This is a genomic window from Micromonospora sp. NBRC 110037, assembly GCF_001652995.1.
Taxonomy (GTDB): Bacteria; Actinomycetota; Actinomycetes; order Mycobacteriales; family Micromonosporaceae; genus Micromonospora; species Micromonospora chalcea.
The window spans coordinates 222,001-241,119 of the sequence record NZ_BBVA01000007.1; the positions used below are offsets into that span (position 1 = coordinate 222,001).

Sequence of the window (19,119 nt, forward strand, 5' to 3'; positions counted from 1 at the left end):
GGTCAGCCCGCGACCGCGGGCGCGACCGCCCGGGGTGCCCGTGCGCCCGCTCGCGCGGCCAGGAAGCCCCGGTAGACCGCCTCGTAGTCGGCGGCCATCCGCTCCACCGAGAAGTTCTCCGCGACATGGGCGACGCAGTCCGCCGGATCCAGGCCGGCTGCCGCCGACAACGCCGCCGGCAGCTCGTCGGCGTCGTCGCAGACGAACCCGGTGACCCCGGAGCGGACCAGCTCCGGCACCGCGCCCCGGCGCAGCGCCACCACCGGGGTGCCGGTCGCCATCGCCTCCACCATCACCATGCCGAACGGCTCCGCCCACTGGATCGGCATGATCAGGCAACGGGCTTCCAGCAGCAGCCGCCACGCGGCCTCGCGGTCGGCGTTCAGCACGAGCGTGACGTCGTCGCCCAGCAGCGGCCGTACCACCTGTTCCAGGTAGCGGCGCTCGGCCGGCTCGTTGCACTTGCCGGCCAGCGTGAGCGGCAGCCCGGCCGCCCGGCACGCCGCGATCGCCACGTCCGGGCCCTTGTCCGGGCTGAACCGGGCCAGCCAGAGCACCGGTCCCGTCCCGGGCGCCCGCTTGCGCGGGACGTCCCGCAGCGGCATCGCGTTGTGCACCGTGCCGGCCCAGGGCAGCCCCGGATTCGCCCGGCGCTGCGCGTGCGAGATCGCGACCAGGCCCACCCCCCGGTCGGTGTTGCCGAGCACGGTGCCGTACTCGCCCACCGGGTTGCCGTGCACGGTCGCGACAGTGGGCACCCGGCGGCGTCCGGCCACCAGCGGGCCGATCGTGCTGTGGTCGTGCACCAGATCGAAGTCCGCCGGGCCGATCAGGCGGTCGACGTGGGCCAGGTGCGCCAGCTCGGGCAGCGACTCGCCCATCCGCTCGTACTGCAGCTCGTCGCAGGTGGAGACGAAGTCGGCCGAGGTGCCGTGCCCGGTCCCCGCCCCGAACAGCGTCACCGCGTGCCCCCGCTCGACGAGCGCGTCGACCAGTCCCGCGACCAGCGTCTCCAGCCCGCCGTAGCCGGGCGGCGGCACCGACAGCCAGGGCGGCACCACCATCGCGATCCGCAGCGGCCCGGCCCGCCAGCGCTCCGAGGACTGCTGGTTCACGGCCACGAGTCCTCCCCGCTCGGTCCCCGGCGTACCCGCTGGGTCGCGGGTTCCCGGCCCGGCCCGCGGTAAACGACACGCCGTCGGCTCAGCCGGACACCACGATCCCGACGTGCACCTCACGTACGCCCGGCAGGGCCCACGCCGCCCGTTCCGCCTCCTCGCGCTGCCACCAGGCGCCCACGACGCCGTCGAGCACCACAGTGTCGCCGTCGACCCGGGCGTCGATGCGCTCGGTGCCGGTCCGCCGCAGCAGCAGGCGGCGCAGGTCGAGGCGCTGCTGCTCGTCGCTGGGCGGGGCCGGGGGCCGTACCTCGATCAGGTTCGTCACCCCGCGTACGCCGCGCAGCCGGCGCAGCTCACGCTCGGCGGTACGGCGCTGGAAGCCGAACTCGACCTCGCCCCGGAGCATGACCCAGCCGTCGGCGACCGTCACGTCCAGCCGTTCGGCCGGCACGAAGCTGTCCCACTCCAGCGCCCGGCCGGCCGCGATCGCGATGTCGGCGTCGGTACGCCGGTCCGTGGCGGTCAGGTCGACCTCCAGGTCACTGGCGACCGCGCGCACCCCGCGTACCCGGTGGGCGCAGCGCTCGACGGCCCACCGCCGCGCGTAGCTGTCCACCCGCCCGGTGAGCGTGACGACGCCGTCGGCGACCGTCACGCCGACGTCGGTGGCCCGGGTCTGCGCATCCCAGTCCAGTTCGGCGAGGACGTCGCGCTGGATCAGCTGGTCGGTACGCACGGTGGACGTGGTGGTCATGCCCCCAGCGTGGCCCGGTCGCGGGTGAGCCGGTCTCACCCGCACCGGGTGAGAAAGAGGACGGGCGGCGGGCGACGGAGCCAACCCCCTTGGCTCCGTCGCCCGCCGCCCAGGAGGGAGGCAGGTCTTGGGACTATGACGTCTCGGCGAGCGTCACGGTTGCGGTCTCAGCGGATCCGTTTCGCTTGTACTCGACCTCGACCCGGTCGCCGACCTTGCCGGCCTGCACCGCGCCGACCAGATCGTTCGAGTCGTTGATCACCTTGTCACCGAACTTGGTGATCACGTCGCCGCGCTGGAGCCCGGCCTTCTCGGCGGGGCTGCCCGGAGTGACGGCGGCGACGAGCGCGCCGCCGTCCTCGGCGCCGTTCACGCTCACCCCGAGCGAGGGGTGGCTGATCTTCTCGCCGCGCTGGAGCTTCTCGGCCACGTCCTTGGCCTTGTTGCTCGGGATGGCGAAGCCCACGCCGATGTTGCCGGTGCTGCCCTGCCCGGCGGTGGCGATGGCGGTGTTGATGCCGATCACCTCGCCCCGGGTGTTGACGAGCGCGCCGCCGGAGTTGCCCGGGTTGATCGGGGCGTCGGTCTGCAGCAGGCCGGAGATCGAGCTGGCGCCCTGCTGCGGGTTCTGCTGGCCGCTGCCCGCCTGGATGGTGCGGTCGCGGGCGCTGAGGATGCCGGCGGTGACCGAGCCCTGCAGGCCGAGCGGGCTGCCCAGGGCGAGCACCTGGTCACCGACCTGCATGGCGTCGCTGTCGCCGAACTTCGCCGCCTTCAGGTCGCTGACCCCGCTCGCCTGGACCACCGCGAGGTCGGTCTTCGGGTCGGTCCCGACGATCTTGGCGGTCGCGCTCTTGCCGTTGGCGAAGACCACCCGGACGGTGTCGCCACCGGCGCCGGCGACCACGTGGTTGTTCGTCAGCACGAACCCGTCGGCGCTGAGGATCACCCCGGATCCCTCACCGCTGCCCGTCATGATCGTGACGATGCTGTCCTGGACGGACGCCGCGATCTTGGGCAGGTCGGCGCTGTTGATGATCGGGGCGGCGGAGTAGGTGCGGGTCGGGCCGTCCCCGTCGAGCGCGAGCGCCAGCGCGCCGCCGGCCACGCCCGAGCCGAACATCAGCGCCAGCGCCAGCGCGCCCACGCCGACGACCTTCCCGGCCCGGCTGGGCCGCGCCGGCTGCGGCGTGCCCCACGGCGGGGTCGGCTGCCCGGCCTGGTACGGCTGGTAGCCGTGCTGCCCGTGCTGCCCGTGCTGTCCCTGGTACGGCTGCGCCTGGTACGACGGGACCGGCCCGCCGCTGTGCGGCGCCGACTGGTAGCCCGAGCCGCTCTGCTGCTGGGCCCAGCCGTGCTGCTGGTGCTGCTGCCCGTACCAGGGGTGCTGCTGCTGCGCCGCGGCCTGGTACGGCGTCCCGCCCTGCGGCGGGTACGGGCCGGCCGGCGGAGCGGCCGGGTTCGTGGTTCCGGCCTGCGCCGTGGTTCCGGCGGCCGGGGAGTCGGCCGGAACCGGCGCGGCGGCCGGTGTGTTCGAGGTGTTCGAGGAGTCCGACGTCCCGCTCTCGACGCGGGGCAGCTCGGCGGTGTGGTGCGACGGCTCGGCGTCGGCGGGGGCCGGCGACCGCTGCGGATCGGTCTCGTGGTCGGTCATGCCCCCAGCTTTCCCTGTGGCACTGTCATCAGCCTGGAATCCGCCTGGAAGTTTTCTGAACGTCACTCGCCCGGCTCGGGCGCCTCGGGCAGCAGCGGCAGCTTCACCCGGAACGTCGCCCCGCCGCCGGGGGTCTTGTCCACCTCGACGGTGCCGTGGTGCGCGGCCACGAGCGCGGCCACGATGGCCAGGCCGAGGCCGGTGCTGATCGGCCCGCCGGCCCGCCGGGTACGGGCGGCGTCCACCCGGTAGAACCGTTCGAAGACCCGCTCGGCCTGCTCCGGCGTGAGGCCGGGACCGGTGTCCGCCACCTCCACCACGGCGAGGTTGCCCGCCTCCGCCCGCAGCCGCAGCGTCACCGAGGCGTCCGGCGGGGTGTGGGTGAGCGCGTTCGTCATCAGGTTGCCGATCACCTGGCGCAGCCGGGCGTCGTCGCCGAGCACCACCAGCGGGCCCGCGCCCGGGTCCCGCTCCAGCTCGATCCGCCGGTCCGGGGCGACCACCCGGGCCGCCTCCACCGCGTCCGAGGCCAGCACCGGCAGCTCGACCGGGGCCAGCGCGATCGGCCGTTCCCGGTCCATCCGCGCCAGCAGCAGCAGGTCCTCCACCAGCAGCCCCATCCGGGCCGCCTCGTCCTCGATGCGGCGCAGCAGGTCGGCGGTCTGCTCCGGCGCGCGCGCCGCGCCCTGCCGGTACAGCTCGGCGAAGCCCCGGATCGTGGTCAACGGCGTCCGCAGCTCGTGCGAGGCGTCGGCGATGAACTGCCGCATCCGCTCCTCGGACCGGCGGGCCCGCGCCTCCGACGCCTGCGCGTACGCGGCCGCGTCCCGCGCGCCCATCTCGGCGCTGCGCGCCGCCGCCTCGGAGGCCGCCCGCGCGGTGAACGCGGCCTCGATCTGCGCCAGCATCGCGTTCAGCGCCCGGGACAGGCGACCCAGCTCCGAGGTCGGGCACGGCCGTCCCATCTCCGGGTCGGGCACGCGCCGGGTCAGGTCGCCGCCGGCGATGGCCGCCGCCGTACGCTCTATCTCCACCAGCGGCTTCAGGCTGGTACGGACGATTCCGGCGCCGACGGACGCCAGTGAGATCAGCACCGCGCCCCCGACCAGAAGGTCGATCCACACCAACTGTCGGACGGCGGAGTCGACACCGGTGAGGTGCTGCCCGAACGCGATGATCCGCCCGTCGGGCAGGTCGGCGTAGAGCATCCGCCACCGGCTGCGGCCGTCCTCGGAGCGCACGGTGAACGGGTCACCCACCCGCTCCCGGTATCCGGCGTAGTCGGCTGGGAACCGCGGCAGTTCCTCGTCGCGCAGGCCCTCGTAGCGGTACGGCCCCTCCGGCAGCGACCTCGGCGCGATCACGGACGCCACGTAGTCCGACGGAATGGTGATCTTGATCTGGTCGCCTTGGGGCTTGTCGAGCGTGTTGGCCACCGTGAGCGCCCCGCCGCGCAGCTGGTCGTCCGCCTGGCCGATCAGATAGTTGCGCAGCAGGAACGCCGTCAGGCCGCTGATCACGACCAGGGCCGCGGCCACGAGCGCGAGGACGGCGGCGACGAGCTTCAGCCGGAGCGGGACGCTGCGCAGCCTGCCCTTCGCGTCGTGGACGACGTTCACGCCGCCGGCTTGCGTAGCACGTAACCCACTCCCCGGAGCGTGTGGATCAGCCGCGGCTGGGTGTTGTCGACCTTGCGGCGCAGATACGAGATGTACGACTCGACGATGTTGTCGTCACCGCGGAAGTCGTAGTTCCAGACGTGGTCGAGGATCTGCGCCTTGCTGAGCACCCGGTTGGCGTTGAGCATCAGGTAGCGCAGCAGCTTGAACTCGGTCGGCGAGAGCTGCACCCGCTGACCGGCGCGGTGCACCTCGTGCGTCTCCTCGTCCAGCTCCAAGTCGGCGAAGGTGAGCCGGGACGGGGTCTGGTCGCCGGTCGCGGTGCGCCGCAGCACGGCCCGGATCCGGGCGGTCAACTCCTCCAGGCTGAACGGCTTGGTGACGTAGTCGTCGCCGCCCAGGGTGAGCCCGCGGATCTTGTCGTCGGTGGCGTCGCGCGCGGTCAGGAAGACCACCGGGGTACGGGTGCCGCCCTCGCGGAGCATCCGGATGACCTCGAAGCCGTCCAGGTCGGGCAGCATCACGTCCAGCACCACCAGGTCGGGCCGGTGGTCCTTGGCCGCGTTCAGCGCGGCGCTGCCGCTGGTCGCGGTGGCCACGTCGAAGCCCGCGAAACGCAGGCTCGCGGAGAGCAGTTCGAGGATGTTGGGATCGTCCTCGACCACGAGCAGTCGAGCCTCCGTCTGGGTAGCCGCCATGGGCCCCATCATCCGCGCTCCGGCTGCGGCCACGCTGGGTGGACCCTGGAAACAACCTGTGAGATCAGCGGAACAGTCGCCGCAGCCCTTCGGCCGCTCCGTCGAGCATCCGGATCGCGGTCCGGAGCTGGTTGTCACTGAGCCGCCGCGCCCGTACCAGCGCGCCGACCTCGACCGTGAACGCGGCCAGCCGCTTGTCGAACTCGGCGAGCAGCGGCGAGTCGTCCGGACGGGCCGATCCCCCGTCGCCCGCCGGACGGGCCGTGGCGGAGGCCGTCCACGCGCCCTGCCGGGTCTGCCGGGCCACCTCGCGCAGTTCGCGCTTCAGGTCGCGGACCGAGCCGCGTACCTCGTTGTGGATCTCACCGGCCAGCGCGGACAGGTCCTCGACCGCGGCACCGATGTCGGCCTCCAGGGTCGACAGCTCGTCGGCGCGCTGCCGCAGTTCGGCACGGCCAGCCTCGGTGATCTCGTAGACCTTGCGGCCGCCCACGGCGGTGTGCGTGACCAGGCCCTCCGCCTCCATCCGTTGCAGACGGGGGTAGATGGTGCCGGCGCTGGGCGCGTACAGGCCGAGGAAGCGGTCCTCCAGCAGGCGGATCAGCTCGTATCCGTGCTTCGGGCCGTCGTCGAGCAGCTTCAGCAGGTAGAGCCGGAGCCGGCCGTGGCTGAACACGGCGGTCACGGCAGCTCCTCCACGTCCTCGGCGGTCGCGACCGGGCGGGCGAGCAGCGCGATGCTGCCGGAGGTCGCGGAGGCCCAGAGCCTACCCGTACCGCCGCCGAGCACGCCGTGGCTGTCCTTGATCGAACCGAAGCCCCGCTGCCCGCCGTCCACCTGCGGGAAGCCGCTGGTGATCTTGCCGGCGGTGGTGTGCAGGTGCACCGTGAGGTCGCTGTCCTCGCGAACCCGTACGGTGATGCTGCCGGAGATGGCGCTGAGCCGGATCTCGCTGCCCCGCGGGTTGTCCAGGTCGCAGGTGATCGAGCCGGAGACGGCGTGGGCGCGTACCCGCTCGGGCGCGCTGTCGGCGAGGATCAGCTCACCGGAGACCGTCTCCAGGTCGAGGTCGCCGCCGATGCCGAGCGCCTCGACCGGGCCGGAGATGACCTTGGCGCTGGTGCGTCCCCGCAACCCCCGCAGCGTGACCTCGCCGGACGTGACGTCGACCCTGGTGTCCCCGCGCAGGCCGGAGGCGACGAGCGTGCCGTCCACCAGGTGCAGGTCGGCGAGGACCTCGGCCGGTACGGCGACCGACACCTCGGCGCGATACCGGCGGTGGAAGCCGCCGAAGGACCAGAGCACGCCCGGCCACCGGGTCGGCCGCTCGTGCTGGACGGTCAGCCGGCCGTCGCGCATCTCGACCAGGAGTGGCCGCCGGCCGATCCGGGTGACGTCGACCCGCGCCGGGCCGTCCGCGGCGACCACGTTGAGCCGGCCGCTGACCAGCCGGACGTCGAGCCGGGTGACCGGCTCGTCCACCGCGATCCGCTGCGGGCTGTCGACCGTCCAGTTGGTCATGGCGTCCTCCCCTCGACGACGTACCGACCGACGGCACGTCGAGTAACACGAGGAGCGTAACGCGATACATCGCGACTGAACAAGCGCCTATCGCGACTGTGTCGCGTCTCCGACGCCGCTCGTCCGCCCGCAGCCGGTAGATCTTGGAAGCAAAAGGTCCCCATGACGGCCGTTTGCTTCCAAGATCTCTGACGGTCCGGCGCGACGCGCGCGCCGGTCAGGCCTGCGGACGGGCGGGGCCGGGCGGATCGCGGCCTCGGCGGCCCGGGCCAGCGCCCTACGATCCGCCCCCGGCGCCGGGTACAGCGCGGCCCGCACCGTCACGACCACGGTCAGGTCCCGGGCGGCGAGCACCCGGCGCACCGAGGCCCACAGCGTCTCCTCGCCGAGGAAGGCGGCGAGCGTGCCCGGGTCACCGCCGTACCGGTAGGCGAGGTCCAGCGGCACCACCGGCGTGCCGGTGGCCACGGCGGCCTGGAACATCGCCGGGCGGAAGCCACCGGCCGGGCGACAGTCGGTGGCGGCGCCGCACCAGGTCGTACCCTCCGGGAAGACCGCCACCGGCCGCCCGGAGCGCAGCGACTCGGCCACGCGCGCGACGGTGGCGGGCAGGTCGCGCGGGCGGGACCGGTCCACGAACACGGTGCCCGCCGCGGCGGCGAGCGCACCCACCACCGGCCAGCGCCGCACCTCGCGTTTGGCCAGCATCCGGGCCGGCGAGACCGCCAGCACCGCCAGGACGTCCAGCCAGGAGACGTGGTTGGCGACCAGCAGCGCCCGGCCGCGCGGCGCCCGGCCCCGGGCCACCAGCCGCACCCCGAGGGTACGCAGCCCCCACCGCGCCCAGCCGCGCGTCGCGGCCCGCCCACGCGCCGCCGACAGCAGCGGCAGGAGCGCGGCCAGGCCGGCCCCGGCCAGCAGCATTCCGAGTACGCCGAGCAGCCGTCCCGCCCGGCGCAGGCGCGACACGTCCGGGGTGGTGGGCGGCAGGCAGTCCGGCCCGCAGCCCGACGCGGGCCGCCACAGGCCCTCCCCCGGCCCGCCCCCGGCACGACCGGCCACGCCCCCGACGGGACCGGCCGCGGCCCTGCCACGCGGAGGAGCATCCGCGGTCACGAGCCGCCGCCGAGGAAGTGCCGCAGGTAGCGCGGGTTCATCCGGTCGAGCGAGAACAGCACGTAGAAGTCGGCGCAGCCGAAGTCGCTGTCGTACGCCGGCTCACCGGCCACCCAGGCGCCGAGCCGCAGGTAGCCGCGCAGCAGCGGCGGCACGAGCGCCCGGCCCCCGGCGGGGGTGAGCGCGCCCGGGTCGGCGGCGGGCGCCTCGGCGAACCAGGGTCGGCGCGGGGTGACCCGCAGCGCCGGCGGGGCCAGGTGCCGGGCGCTGACCTCGGCCCACACCGCGGCGGCGGCGACCCCGCCGTCGGTGACCGGCACCGAGGCGCAGCCGCCGAGCCAGCGGGAGCCGCGCAGATGCAGGTAGCGGCAGATCCCGGCCCACATCAGGTTGATCACCGCGCCGGTCCGGTGGTCCGGGTGCACGCACGAGCGGCCCGCCTCGACCAGGTCGTCGCGGAGCGGGGCGAGCGGGCGCAGGTCGAACTCGCCGTCGGCGTACCGGCGTGCGGTGCGGCCGGGTGGCAGCAGCCGGTACGTGCCGACGACCTCGCCGGTGCCCTCGCGCAGCACCACCAGGTGGTCGCAGTGCGCGTCGAACTCGTCGGAGTCGAGCCCGGTGACGGCGCTCGGCACTGTGGCGCCGAGTTCGCCGGCGAACACCTCGTGGCGCAGGCGTTGCGCGGCCGCGACCAGTGTCGGGTCGTCGGCGATCAGCAGGGTGTAACCGCTGGTCGTGAGCGGTGCGCCAGCGGCGTGCAGAACGGCCATGGCTCCTGTGTAGGTGCCGTGGGTTGCCACCGGGCGGGGTGAGGGGTGTCGATCCGGTGAACGCCGGTCGGCGGCGTCGTGCGCACCGGGGACGGCCGGTGCGGCGCGGGGGTGTGCGAGGCTGCCGGACGGACCGCCGGCGAGGACGCCGGCGGAGGTGAACCCGGAGGTGCGCATGCTGGTCGAGGCCCGGTTCCAGGGACCGGACGGTTCGGGCAACGGCGGCTGGAGCGCCGGGATCTTCGCCGCGCTGATCGACGACCGGGGGCCGGTGGAGATCACGTTGCGCCGGCCGCCGCCGCTGGAGACCCCGCTGACCGCCGCCGACGGCGAGGTACGCGACCCGGACGGCCAGTTGATCGCCCAGGTACGCCGGGTGGAGCCGGTCGAGGCGGTGGTGCCGCCGGTGGACCGGGCGACGGCGGCCGACGCCGCGCGGGCGTACCCCGGTCTGCTGGACCACCCGTTTCCCCGCTGCTTCGTCTGCGGCCCGGCGCACCCGGACGGCCTGCGGATCTTCCCGGGGCGGCTGCCGGACGGGCGGACCGCCGCGCCGTTCCGCGCCCCGGCCGAGGTGACGCCCGCGACGGTGTGGGCGGCGCTGGACTGCCCCGGTGGCTGGGCGGTGCTCGCGCCCGGCCGCCCGTACGTCCTGGGGCGGATCGCCGCGCAGGTCACGGCGCTGCCACGACCCGGCGACGAATGCGTGGTGACCGGCCTCGCGGTGGGCGGCGAGGGGCGGAAGGCGGAGGTGCACACCAGCCTGTACGGTGCGGACGGCGCATTGCTCGGCCGCGCCCGGGCCACCTGGGTGGCGCTGGCGACCGCCTGATGTCCTACCTGAGGAGGACGGCGCGTACACGTCCCGCCTGATTGACCCCCTTGCGCCGGGTTGGAAGGCTGTTGCGGGGCGCCCCCGCAACGGCGCCCCCACCGGCGCGCGTCATGCCCGCCGGGGCAGGAGAGGAGAATGATGTCCGACGGGCAGCCACGCCCCAGTGCCGGGACCGGCCAGATCATCGTGTCCGGCCTGACCAAGCAATACAAGACCGTCCGCGCGGTGGACAATCTGTCGTTCACCGTCGAGCCGGGCCGGGTCACCGGCTTCCTCGGCCCGAACGGCGCCGGTAAGACGACCACGCTGCGCATGCTGCTGAACCTGGTGACGCCGAGTGCCGGCACGGCCACCATCGGCGGCAGCCGGTACGCCGACCTGCCCGACCCGCTGCGCACGGTGGGCGCGGTGCTGGAGGCGTCCAGCGCGCACAAGGGCCGCACCGGCATCAACCACCTGCGGGTGATCTGCGCGGCGGCCGGGCTGCCGAAGGAGCGCGCCGACGAGGCGCTCGCCCTGGTGGGGCTCTCGCCCGCGGCGAAGCGCAAGTTCAAGGGCTACTCGCTGGGCATGAAGCAGCGCCTCGGCATCGCCGCGGCGATGCTCGGCAACCCGCAGGTGCTGATCCTGGACGAGCCGGCCAACGGCCTGGACCCGGAGGGCATCCGCTGGATGCGCGGTTTCCTCAAGGGTCTCGCCGCCGAGGGTCGTACGGTGCTGGTCTCCAGCCACCTGCTCTCCGAGATGCAGCTGCTCGCCGACGACGTGGTGATCATCGCGGCCGGCAAGCTGGTCCGGCAGGGTCCGGTCGACCAGGTGATGGCGTCGATGACGCACGGCGTCCGGGTGCGGGTGCGCACCCCGCAGGCCGACGAGCTGGCCACGGTGCTGCGCGAGCAGTCCGCCACCGTCGACGCCGACCCGCACGGCGCGCTGCTGGTCAGCGGCGTGGACGCCCCGACCGTGGGCCGCCTCGCGCTGGCCGCCAAGGTCGAGCTGCACGAGCTGACCACCGAGCGGCCCGACCTCGAAGGGGTCTTCCTGGAGCTGACGGCCGGAAAGGCGGAGATCCGATGACGCTTGTCCGATCCGAACTGCTCAAGATCCGTACCACCAGCACGTGGTGGATCTTCGGGCTGATCAGCCTGGCGCTGTGGGCGCTCACGCTGTTCTTCAACTGGCTGCAGACCGAGGCGCTGGCCGGCGGGGACTTCGGCGAGGTGCCGGCCGAGCAGTCCGACCAGTTGCAGGCCATCTCGGCCGCCGACAACCTGGCGGCCAACCTCTACACCAACGGCCAGTTCTTCGGCCTGCTCATCGTGCTGCTGCTCGGCATCGTGGTGGTGACCAGCGAGTTCTTCCACCAGACGGTGACCACCACGTTCCTCACAGCGCCGCACCGCACCGCGGTGATGCTGGCCAAACTGGCCGCGGCCGGCGTGCTGGCGCTGCTGTTCTGGGTCGTCACCACGGTGCTGAACCTGATCACCGCGCCGCTGATCCTCAGCTCGGTGGACGTCGGCTCGCAGCTCGGCAGCGGGGCGATCTGGCGGGCGATCGCGCTCAACGGCCTGGCCTACGTGCTCTGGTCGGTGCTCGGCGTCGGGCTCGGCGTGCTGATCCGCAGCCAGATCGGCGCCACCGTGACCGGCATCCTGTTCTACCTGGGTGGCGCGATCGGCGCGGCGATCGTGCTGAGCCTGCTCGCCTCGCGGTACGGCGACTGGATCAACAAGCTCCAGCTGCTGGTTCCGTCGCTGGCCTCCGGGCTCATGGTGGGCGGCGACACCAACATCCCGGGCAACCCGCCGCAGTGGGCGGGCGCGCTGGTGCTGATCGGGTACGCGGTGGTGGCTGGCGCGATCGGCGTCGCCACGATCCGCAAGCGCGACATCTCCTGACCTCGCGCTCAGGCCGGGCCCCGGCCGGTGACACCCGTCACCGGCCGGGGCCTTCGCCGTCTAGCAGGAGTCGCCGGATCACGCAGCGTTTGCCGAACTTCTGGCATCTTCTGTGAAACGGACCACCAGCCGGAGGCGAGAATGCCTGCGCTCAGCGCACGGCGTAGCCTTGGCATCGGTTTACCCAGCGTCGGCAACCGGGGGTCACCGGGGGCCACCGTGACATTCACAACCGCGTGAAAGAGGCGATTAGCGGCCGTGTCGACCCAGCAGACTTCGCAGGAGAACCCACTGGCGGGTTTCGGCCCGAACGAGTGGATCGTCGAGGAGATGTACCAGCGCTACCTCGCCGACCCCTCGAGCGTCGATTCGGCCTGGCACGACTTCTTCGCCGACTACCGGCCGGCCCCGGGCGCCGCCACGCCGCGCCCGGAGGGGCAGGCCAAGCCGGCCGCGAAGCCGGAGCCGGCCGAGCAGCAGGAAGCAGTGACCACGGTCAAGGAGCAGCCCGCCAAGGCGGCCCCCGCCAAGGCCGAGCCGAAGGCGGGCGCCCCGGCCAGGCCCGCGGCGAAGCCGGCGGCGAAGGCGCCTGAGCCGGCCAAGAAGTCCGCCCCGGCCAAGCCGGCCGCCAAGGCACCGACCGCGAGCGCCGCCGGCACCACGACGCTGCGCGGCGTCGCCGCCAAGATCGTGCAGAACATGGACGCGTCGCTGTCGGTCCCGACCGCCACCAGCGTGCGCGCCGTCCCGGCCAAGCTGCTCGTCGACAACCGCATCGTGATCAACAACCACCTCACCCGGGGTCGCGGCGGCAAGGTCAGCTTCACCCACCTGATCGGGTACGCGCTCGTGCGCGCCGTCGTCGAGCACCCGGAGATGAACAACTCCTTCGCCGAGGTCGACGGCAAGCCGGCGATGGTCCGCCCGGAGCACGTCAACCTGGGCATCGCGATCGACCTGGTCAAGCCGGACGGCTCGCGCAACCTGGTGGTGCCGTCCATCAAGGGCTGCGAGCAGATGGACTTCCGGCAGTTCTGGCAGGCGTACGAGGACGTGGTCCGGCGCGCCCGCCGCAACGAGCTGACCATGGAGGACTACTCCGGCACCACGATCTCGCTGACCAACCCGGGCGGCATCGGCACGGTGCACTCGATCCCGCGCCTGATGCAGGGGCAGAGCGCCATCATCGGCGTCGGCGCGATGGAGTACCCGGCCCCCTACCAGGGCATGAGCGAGGCCACCCTGGCCCAGCTCGCGGTCAGCAAGGTCATCACGCTGACCAGCACGTACGACCACCGGATCATCCAGGGCGCGCAGTCCGGCGAGTTCCTGAAGGTCATGCACGAGCTGCTGCTCGGTGAGCGCGGCTTCTACGACGACATCTTCACCTCGCTGCGCATCCCGTACGAGCCGGTGCGCTGGATGCGCGACGTCGCAGTCGACAGCGAAGGCCAGATCAACAAGACCGCGCGGGTGCACGAGCTGATCCACGCGTACCGGGTGCGCGGCCACCTGATGGCCGACACCGACCCGCTGGAGTTCAAGATCCGGAAGCACCCGGACCTGGACGTCCTCCAGCACGGGCTCACGCTCTGGGACCTCGACCGCGTCTTCCCGGTCAACGGCTTCGCCGGCCAGCAGCGGATGAAGCTGCGCTCGATCCTCGGCGTGCTGCGCGACTCGTACTGCCGCCGCGTCGGCATCGAGTACATGCACATCCAGGACCCGGAGGAGCGGCGCTGGATCCAGGAGCGGGTCGAGCGCAAGTACGAGAAGCCGAGCCAGGACGAGCAGAAGCACGTGCTGAACCGGCTCAACGCCGCCGAGGCGTTCGAGACGTTCCTGCAGACCAAGTACGTCGGCCAGAAGCGCTTCTCGCTGGAGGGCGGCGAGTCGCTGATCCCGCTGCTCGGCGAGGTGCTGGAGTGCTCCGCCGAGGCCGGGCTGGACGAGGTCGTCATCGGCATGGCCCACCGCGGCCGGCTCAACGTGCTGGCGAACATCGTCGGCAAGCCGTACGAGAAGATCTTCTCCGAGTTCGAGGGGCACCTCGACCCGCGCTCCACCCAGGGCTCGGGCGACGTGAAGTACCACCTCGGCCAGAACGGCAAGTTCACCACTCCGGACGGCGAGCACGCGGTCAAGGTGTCGGTGGTGGCGAACCCGTCGCACCTGGAGGCCGTCGACCCGGTGCTGGAGGGGATAGTCCGGGCCAAGCAGGACCGGATCGATCTCAAGCTGGAGGGCTACACCGTGCTGCCGCTGGCGGTGCACGGTGACGCCGCCTTCGCCGGCCAGGGCGTGGTCGCCGAGACGCTCAACCTGTCCCAGCTGCGCGGCTACCGCACCGGCGGCACCGTGCACGTGGTCGTCAACAACCAGGTCGGCTTCACCACCGCCCCGGAGTACAGCCGGTCCAGCCTCTACAGCACCGACGTGGCCCGGATGATCCAGGCGCCGATCTTCCACGTGAACGGCGACGACCCGGAGGCAGTGGTCCGGGTGGCCCGCCTCGCGTTCGAGTACCGGCAGGCGTTCAACAAGGACGTCGTGATCGACATGGTCTGCTACCGCCGGCGCGGGCACAACGAGGGCGACGACCCGTCGATGTCCAACCCGGAGATGTACAAGATCATCGACTCCAAGCGGTCGGTCCGGAAGCTCTACACCGAGGAGCTGATCGGGCGCGGCGACATCACCGTGGAGGACGCGGAGGAGCTGCTGCGCGACTACCAGGGGCAGCTGGAGCGGGTCTTCAAGGCCACCCGGGACGCCGCGACCACACCGCGTCAGCTCAGCCGCCCGCCGCGGGAGGAGGAGCCGGAGCCGCATGTCGACACCGCCACCGACGCCGCGGTGGTCAAGGCGATCGGCGAGGCGCACGTCAACCTGCCGGAGGGCTTCACCCCGCACAAGCGGATCCAGCAGCTGCTGGAGCGGCGCCGCAAGATGTCCGTCGAGGGCGGCATCGACTGGGGCTTCGCCGAGATCATCGCGTTCGGCACGCTGCTGCACGACGGCGTCACCGTCCGGCTCGCCGGGCAGGACTCGCGCCGCGGCACGTTCGTCCAGCGGCACGCCTCGGTGGTCGACGCCAAGACCGGCGAGGACTACCTGCCGCTGATGTCGCTCACCGCCGACGGCGAGCGGTCGCGCTTCTTCGTCCACGACTCGCTGCTCTCCGAGTACGCGGCCATGGGCTTCGAGTACGGCTACTCGGTGGAGAACATCAACGCGCTGGTGGCCTGGGAGGCCCAGTTCGGTGACTTCGTCAACGGCGCCCAGTCGGTGATCGACGAGTTCATCTCGTCCGGCGAGGTGAAGTGGGGTCAGCGCTCCGCGGTGACGCTGCTGCTGCCGCACGGCCACGAGGGCCAGGGCCCGGACCACACGTCCGGCCGCCCGGAGCGGTTCCTCCAGCTCTGCGCCGAGGACAACATGCGGGTGGCCATCCCGACCACCCCGGCGAACTACTTCCACCTGCTGCGCCGCCAGGCCATGTCGCCCAAGCGCAAGCCGCTGGTGGTGTTCACGCCGAAGTCGCTGCTGCGGCACAAGCTCTGCGTGTCGCCGGTCGAGGACTTCACCACCGGGACGTTCCAGCCCGTGCTGGCCGACACCGCGGCTCCGGCGCCGGAGCAGGTGAAGCGGGTGCTGCTCTGCTCGGGCAAGGTCTACTACGACCTGTTCCAGGCCCGGCAGGAGCGGGGCGTGACGGACACCGCGATCATCCGGATGGAGCAGCTCTACCCGCTGCCCGTCGAGGAGGTCCGGGCCGCGCTCGCGCAGTACCCGAACGCCGAGGACTTCGCCTGGGTCCAGGAAGAGCCGGCCAACCAGGGCGCCTGGTCGTTCGTCGCGCTCAACCTGCTGGAGCACCTGCCCGAGGTCCGGCTGCGCCGCATCTCCCGGCCGGCCGCCGCCGCCCCGGCCGTGGGCTCGGCGAAGATGCACGAGGTCGAGCAGAACGCGCTGATCGAGGCGGCTCTCCCCCGCCCGTGACACCACCGGCAGCGGCCCGTCCCGACCCGGGGCGGGCCGTTGCCGTACGACGAGAGGAACACCGTGTACTTCACCGACCGTGGCATCGAGGAGCTGGTCGAGCGCCGGGGTGACGAGCAGGTCAGCCTGGAGTGGCTGGGCGAGCGGCTGCGTGACTTCGTCGACCTGAACCCGGAGTTCGAGACCCCGATCGAGCGGTTCGCCACCTGGCTGGCCCGCCTCGACGACCCGGACGACGACTGACGCGCGCGGCCGGGCGCGGCCTCAGCCGGCCGCGCCCCGCCCGGCGACCCGCAGGTCCCCGGTACGCCGCAGCTTCTGCCAGCCCAGCCGGCCGCCGGTCAGCGCGGTGCCGACCGCCTGGAGCAGTACCAGGTACATGACCTGCCGGTAGACGAACTGCTGCAACGGCAGCACCCAGAGCACGCCGAGCCTCTCCCGGTCCAGCCGGAAGGCGAGCACCGCGGTGAGGAACTGGAGCGCGAGCATCACCAGCCAGGCCACCACCGTGTCGCTGCGGTCCAGGAAGATCAGCCCGTAGATAGCGAGCAGGTCGATCACCGGGGCGGCCAGCGGCAGCAGCACGCCGAACAGCGTCAGGAACGACAGGCACCGGCGGCCGAACCGGCCCGACGGACCGCTCTCGATCACCGAGCGCCGATGCTTCCACATCGCCTGCATGGTGCCGTAGCTCCACCGGTACCGCTGCTTCCACAACTGGCCGATGGTGGTCGGCGCCTCGGTCCAGGCGCGGGCGCTCTCCTCGTACACGATGTGCCAGCCGGCGCGGCCGACGGCGATGGTGACGTCGGTGTCCTCGGCGAGCGTGTCGTCGGTCAGGCCGCCCACCTGCTCCAGCGCCTGCCGCCGGAACGCGCCGATCGCGCCGGGGACGGTGGGCATGCAGCGCAGCGTCTCGTAGAGGCGGCGGTCGAGGTTGAAGCCGATGACGTACTCGATGTGCTGCCACTTGGCGATCAGGCCGCGGCGGTTGCCGACCTTGACGTTGCCGGCGACCACGCCGACCCGGGGGTCGGCGAACGGCTGGACCAGCCGGCGGACCGAGTCCGGCTCGAAGATCGTGTCGCCGTCGACCATGACGATCAGGTCGTGCCGGGCCAGCGCGACGCCGGTGTTCAGCGCGCTGGGCTTGCCGCCGTTGGGCTTGCGCACGACCCGCACGTTCGGCAGGCGCAGCGCCGCGACGATGTCGGCGGTGCCGTCGGTCGAGCCGTCGTCGACCACCACCACCTCGATGCCGCCGGGGTGGTCGCCCAGGGCCAGCGAGCGGACCGCCGCGGCGATGCCCTCCCGCTCGTTGTACGCGGGCACGATCACCGAGACCGGTTCGGTGACCGGCGGGCCCCAGGACCAGTCGCGGCGACGGCGGCGGCGCGCGTGCCGCGGGGCCACGACGAACAGCAGCAGGGTACGGCCGATCGTGAGCACCCCGACGAGAACGAAGAAGACGCCGAGCACCCCGAACATGCCGTCGGCGACGCGTACCGCGCCGACCAGCACGTGGCCCCGCAACCGCTCGTCGAGCGGGACCGCCGTGTGCCCGCCCACCGGGCCGGACACACCCGCGGCCGCGAACGTCTGGTTGAGTCCCTCGCTGACGGTGGTGAAGCGGTAGCCGCGTTCCAGCATCGCCGGGATGTAGCGGTCCAGCGCGGCCACGGTGCCGGCCCGGTCGCCGCCCGAGTCGTGCCACAGCGCGATGGTGCCGGCCGTCCCGTCCGGCGTGGCGTTCGCGATCATCTCCTCGACCGGGAGTAGCTCCCAGTCCCGGCTGTCCACGTCGTTGACGACCGTGAGGTAGCCCAGCTCGCCCGCCTGCCGCAGCATCGGCCAGTCCCGGTCGGTGTACGCGTCCGCCCGGGACGAGTACGGGAAGCGCAGCAGCGACGTCCGGACACCTGTGGTGCTGGCGATGGCGAGCTGCGTCTGCGCGTACTCCAGTTCGCGCCGCCACTCCGGCAGCGCGGCGAGGTCGGGATGGGTGAACGTGTGCACGCCCAGCTCGTGGCCCTCGGCCACCAGCCGGCGGGTCACCTCCGGGTTTCTGACGACCTGCGAACCGATGACGAAGAAGGTGCCCTTGACCTGGTACTTGTCCAGGACGCGCAGCACCTCCGGCGTCCACCGCGGGTCGGGTCCGTCGTCGAAGGTGAGCGCGACGGTCCGCGGCGGCAGGCGGTGCGACTGGGTCCGGCCCTCCGCGCCGACGTTGACGATCGGGCCGCCGCCGACCACCGAGCTGGGGACCTCCCGCTGGCTGCCGGGCGTCACCCGGTTGTCCGGTACGAACGCGGCGTTCGTGTACGCCTCGACGACCAGCAGACCGCCCAGGACGACCACGACCATGGCGACCAGGGCCCAGCTCGGCCGGGGCAGGAGACGCCGCCCACGGGACCGGCGCGCGCCGGGGATCTGCCGCACGCCGGGGATCTGCCGGACGTCCAGCACGGCTGTGGGCGCGTCGTCCGGCTGCCGCCCGGCCCGGTGCCCGCGGGCGGCCCGCACACGGCGGCGGTCCAGCGTGACTGTGGGCTGCTCACTTGTCCGCGGGTTCGGGCGGGCGGGCGCCTGGTCACTCATCGGCGGGCGCGACCGGCGCGGCGGGCGGGTCGACAACCGCCGGCGGGTCGACAACGGGCGGCGGCACCTCGGCGGTGGGGGCGGTGGGCGGCGCGGTGGTGGCCGGCGTCTGGACGGGCCGGGGCGCGGTCGGTGCGGTCCGGGTCGGCCGGGGATACCGAGGGCTCGGCGGGACCGTGGCGGCGGGGGCGACGGAGGTTGCCGGCACCCGCACCGGCGCGGTGCGGATGTCGGTGGGCGTGTCCGGCGTGGCACGGGTCGGCGCGGGAGTGTCCGACGGTTTCGGCGAGGGCAGCCGCTGCTCGCTGGTCGGCTCGACGAACGGGATGACGGTGTCCGGGGTGATCGGCCCGCCGGCGAAGCTGACCCCCACCATGACCGTGTAGATCACGCCGGCCGCGCCGGCGCAGTAGGCGAGACGGCGCAGCCGCCGACGTCGCCGCCCGCTCGGGTCGACGAAGACGGGGGGCGATTCCGGTACGACGGGAATCAGTGCTGTCGGGCCTTCCACACGGCCAAGTGTAGAT

The 19,119-nt window shown here is 72.9% G+C and carries 16 protein-coding genes; 5 read left to right on the plus strand and 11 right to left on the minus strand.

Annotated features, from left to right (window positions below; translation table 11 throughout):
* Positions 1–2: 2 nt before the first annotated feature.
* The 9 genes from A4R25_RS21455 to A4R25_RS21495 all read right to left on the minus strand — a co-directional run bounded on the left by A4R25_RS21455 (position 3) and on the right by A4R25_RS21495 (position 9,253).
* A complete protein-coding gene (locus A4R25_RS21455; protein WP_176722745.1) occupies positions 3–1,064 on the minus strand; it encodes a glycosyltransferase family 4 protein in 1,062 nt (353 codons plus the stop codon).
* Between the two features lie 139 nt (positions 1,065–1,203).
* A complete protein-coding gene (locus tag A4R25_RS21460; protein ID WP_043328556.1) occupies positions 1,204–1,875 on the minus strand; it encodes a BON domain-containing protein in 672 nt (223 codons plus the stop codon).
* A 133-nt stretch (positions 1,876–2,008) separates the two neighbouring features.
* Positions 2,009–3,529, minus strand: coding sequence for a trypsin-like peptidase domain-containing protein (locus A4R25_RS21465; protein ID WP_064447866.1), 1,521 nt, complete (start codon positions 3,527–3,529; stop codon positions 2,009–2,011).
* Between the two features lie 62 nt (positions 3,530–3,591).
* Positions 3,592–5,148, minus strand: a complete 1,557-nt coding sequence (locus tag A4R25_RS21470; protein ID WP_043328554.1) for a cell wall metabolism sensor histidine kinase WalK — start codon at positions 5,146–5,148, stop codon at positions 3,592–3,594.
* A complete protein-coding gene (locus tag A4R25_RS21475; RefSeq protein ID WP_043328553.1) occupies positions 5,145–5,846 on the minus strand; it encodes a response regulator transcription factor in 702 nt (233 codons plus the stop codon). The genes A4R25_RS21470 and A4R25_RS21475 overlap by 4 nt, the downstream gene beginning before the upstream one ends.
* 64 nt (positions 5,847–5,910) lie before the next feature.
* Positions 5,911–6,531, minus strand: a complete 621-nt coding sequence (locus A4R25_RS21480; protein WP_030503210.1) for a PadR family transcriptional regulator — start codon at positions 6,529–6,531, stop codon at positions 5,911–5,913.
* The gene (locus tag A4R25_RS21485; protein WP_064447867.1) at positions 6,528–7,367 is read right to left on the minus strand and encodes a DUF4097 family beta strand repeat-containing protein; all 840 of its coding nucleotides are present in this window, start codon (positions 7,365–7,367) and stop codon (positions 6,528–6,530) included. The genes A4R25_RS21480 and A4R25_RS21485 overlap by 4 nt, the downstream gene beginning before the upstream one ends.
* 87 nt (positions 7,368–7,454) lie before the next feature.
* Positions 7,455–8,429, minus strand: coding sequence for a 1-acyl-sn-glycerol-3-phosphate acyltransferase (locus A4R25_RS21490; RefSeq protein WP_082931087.1), 975 nt, complete (start codon positions 8,427–8,429; stop codon positions 7,455–7,457).
* A gap of 50 nt (positions 8,430–8,479) precedes the next feature.
* Positions 8,480–9,253, minus strand: coding sequence for a GNAT family N-acetyltransferase (locus A4R25_RS21495; protein WP_064447868.1), 774 nt, complete (start codon positions 9,251–9,253; stop codon positions 8,480–8,482).
* 175 nt (positions 9,254–9,428) lie between these two features.
* On the opposite strand from A4R25_RS21495, the gene A4R25_RS21500 reads away from it, so the two are divergent.
* From A4R25_RS21500 to A4R25_RS21520, 5 genes are all read left to right on the plus strand, one after another.
* The gene (locus A4R25_RS21500; protein WP_064447936.1) at positions 9,429–10,085 is read left to right on the plus strand and encodes a hypothetical protein; all 657 of its coding nucleotides are present in this window, start codon (positions 9,429–9,431) and stop codon (positions 10,083–10,085) included.
* A 138-nt stretch (positions 10,086–10,223) separates the two neighbouring features.
* Complete coding sequence (locus A4R25_RS21505) at positions 10,224–11,165, plus strand: ABC transporter ATP-binding protein (protein WP_369799327.1); 942 nt, start codon at positions 10,224–10,226, stop codon at positions 11,163–11,165.
* On the plus strand, positions 11,162–11,989 hold the full coding sequence (locus A4R25_RS21510) for an ABC transporter permease (protein WP_064447869.1): 828 nt from the start codon (positions 11,162–11,164) through the stop codon (positions 11,987–11,989). Before A4R25_RS21505 ends, A4R25_RS21510 begins: the two co-directional genes overlap by 4 nt.
* A 258-nt stretch (positions 11,990–12,247) precedes the next feature.
* Positions 12,248–15,991 carry a multifunctional oxoglutarate decarboxylase/oxoglutarate dehydrogenase thiamine pyrophosphate-binding subunit/dihydrolipoyllysine-residue succinyltransferase subunit gene (locus A4R25_RS21515; RefSeq protein WP_064447870.1) on the plus strand — a complete coding sequence of 1,248 codons (3,744 nt, stop codon included), beginning with the start codon at positions 12,248–12,250 and terminating at the stop codon, positions 15,989–15,991.
* Between the two features lie 63 nt (positions 15,992–16,054).
* Positions 16,055–16,234, plus strand: coding sequence for a DUF6104 family protein (locus tag A4R25_RS21520; protein ID WP_030503218.1), 180 nt, complete (start codon positions 16,055–16,057; stop codon positions 16,232–16,234).
* Between the two features lie 21 nt (positions 16,235–16,255).
* Here A4R25_RS21520 and A4R25_RS21525 read toward each other — a convergent pair whose 3' ends face one another.
* Complete coding sequence (locus tag A4R25_RS21525) at positions 16,256–18,592, minus strand: bifunctional polysaccharide deacetylase/glycosyltransferase family 2 protein (RefSeq protein WP_064447871.1); 2,337 nt, start codon at positions 18,590–18,592, stop codon at positions 16,256–16,258.
* Positions 18,585–19,103: a hypothetical protein gene (locus A4R25_RS31535; protein WP_069087363.1), complete on the minus strand. Its 519-nt coding sequence runs from the start codon at positions 19,101–19,103 to the stop codon at positions 18,585–18,587. The genes A4R25_RS21525 and A4R25_RS31535 overlap by 8 nt, the downstream gene beginning before the upstream one ends.
* Positions 19,104–19,119: the final 16 nt, after the last annotated feature.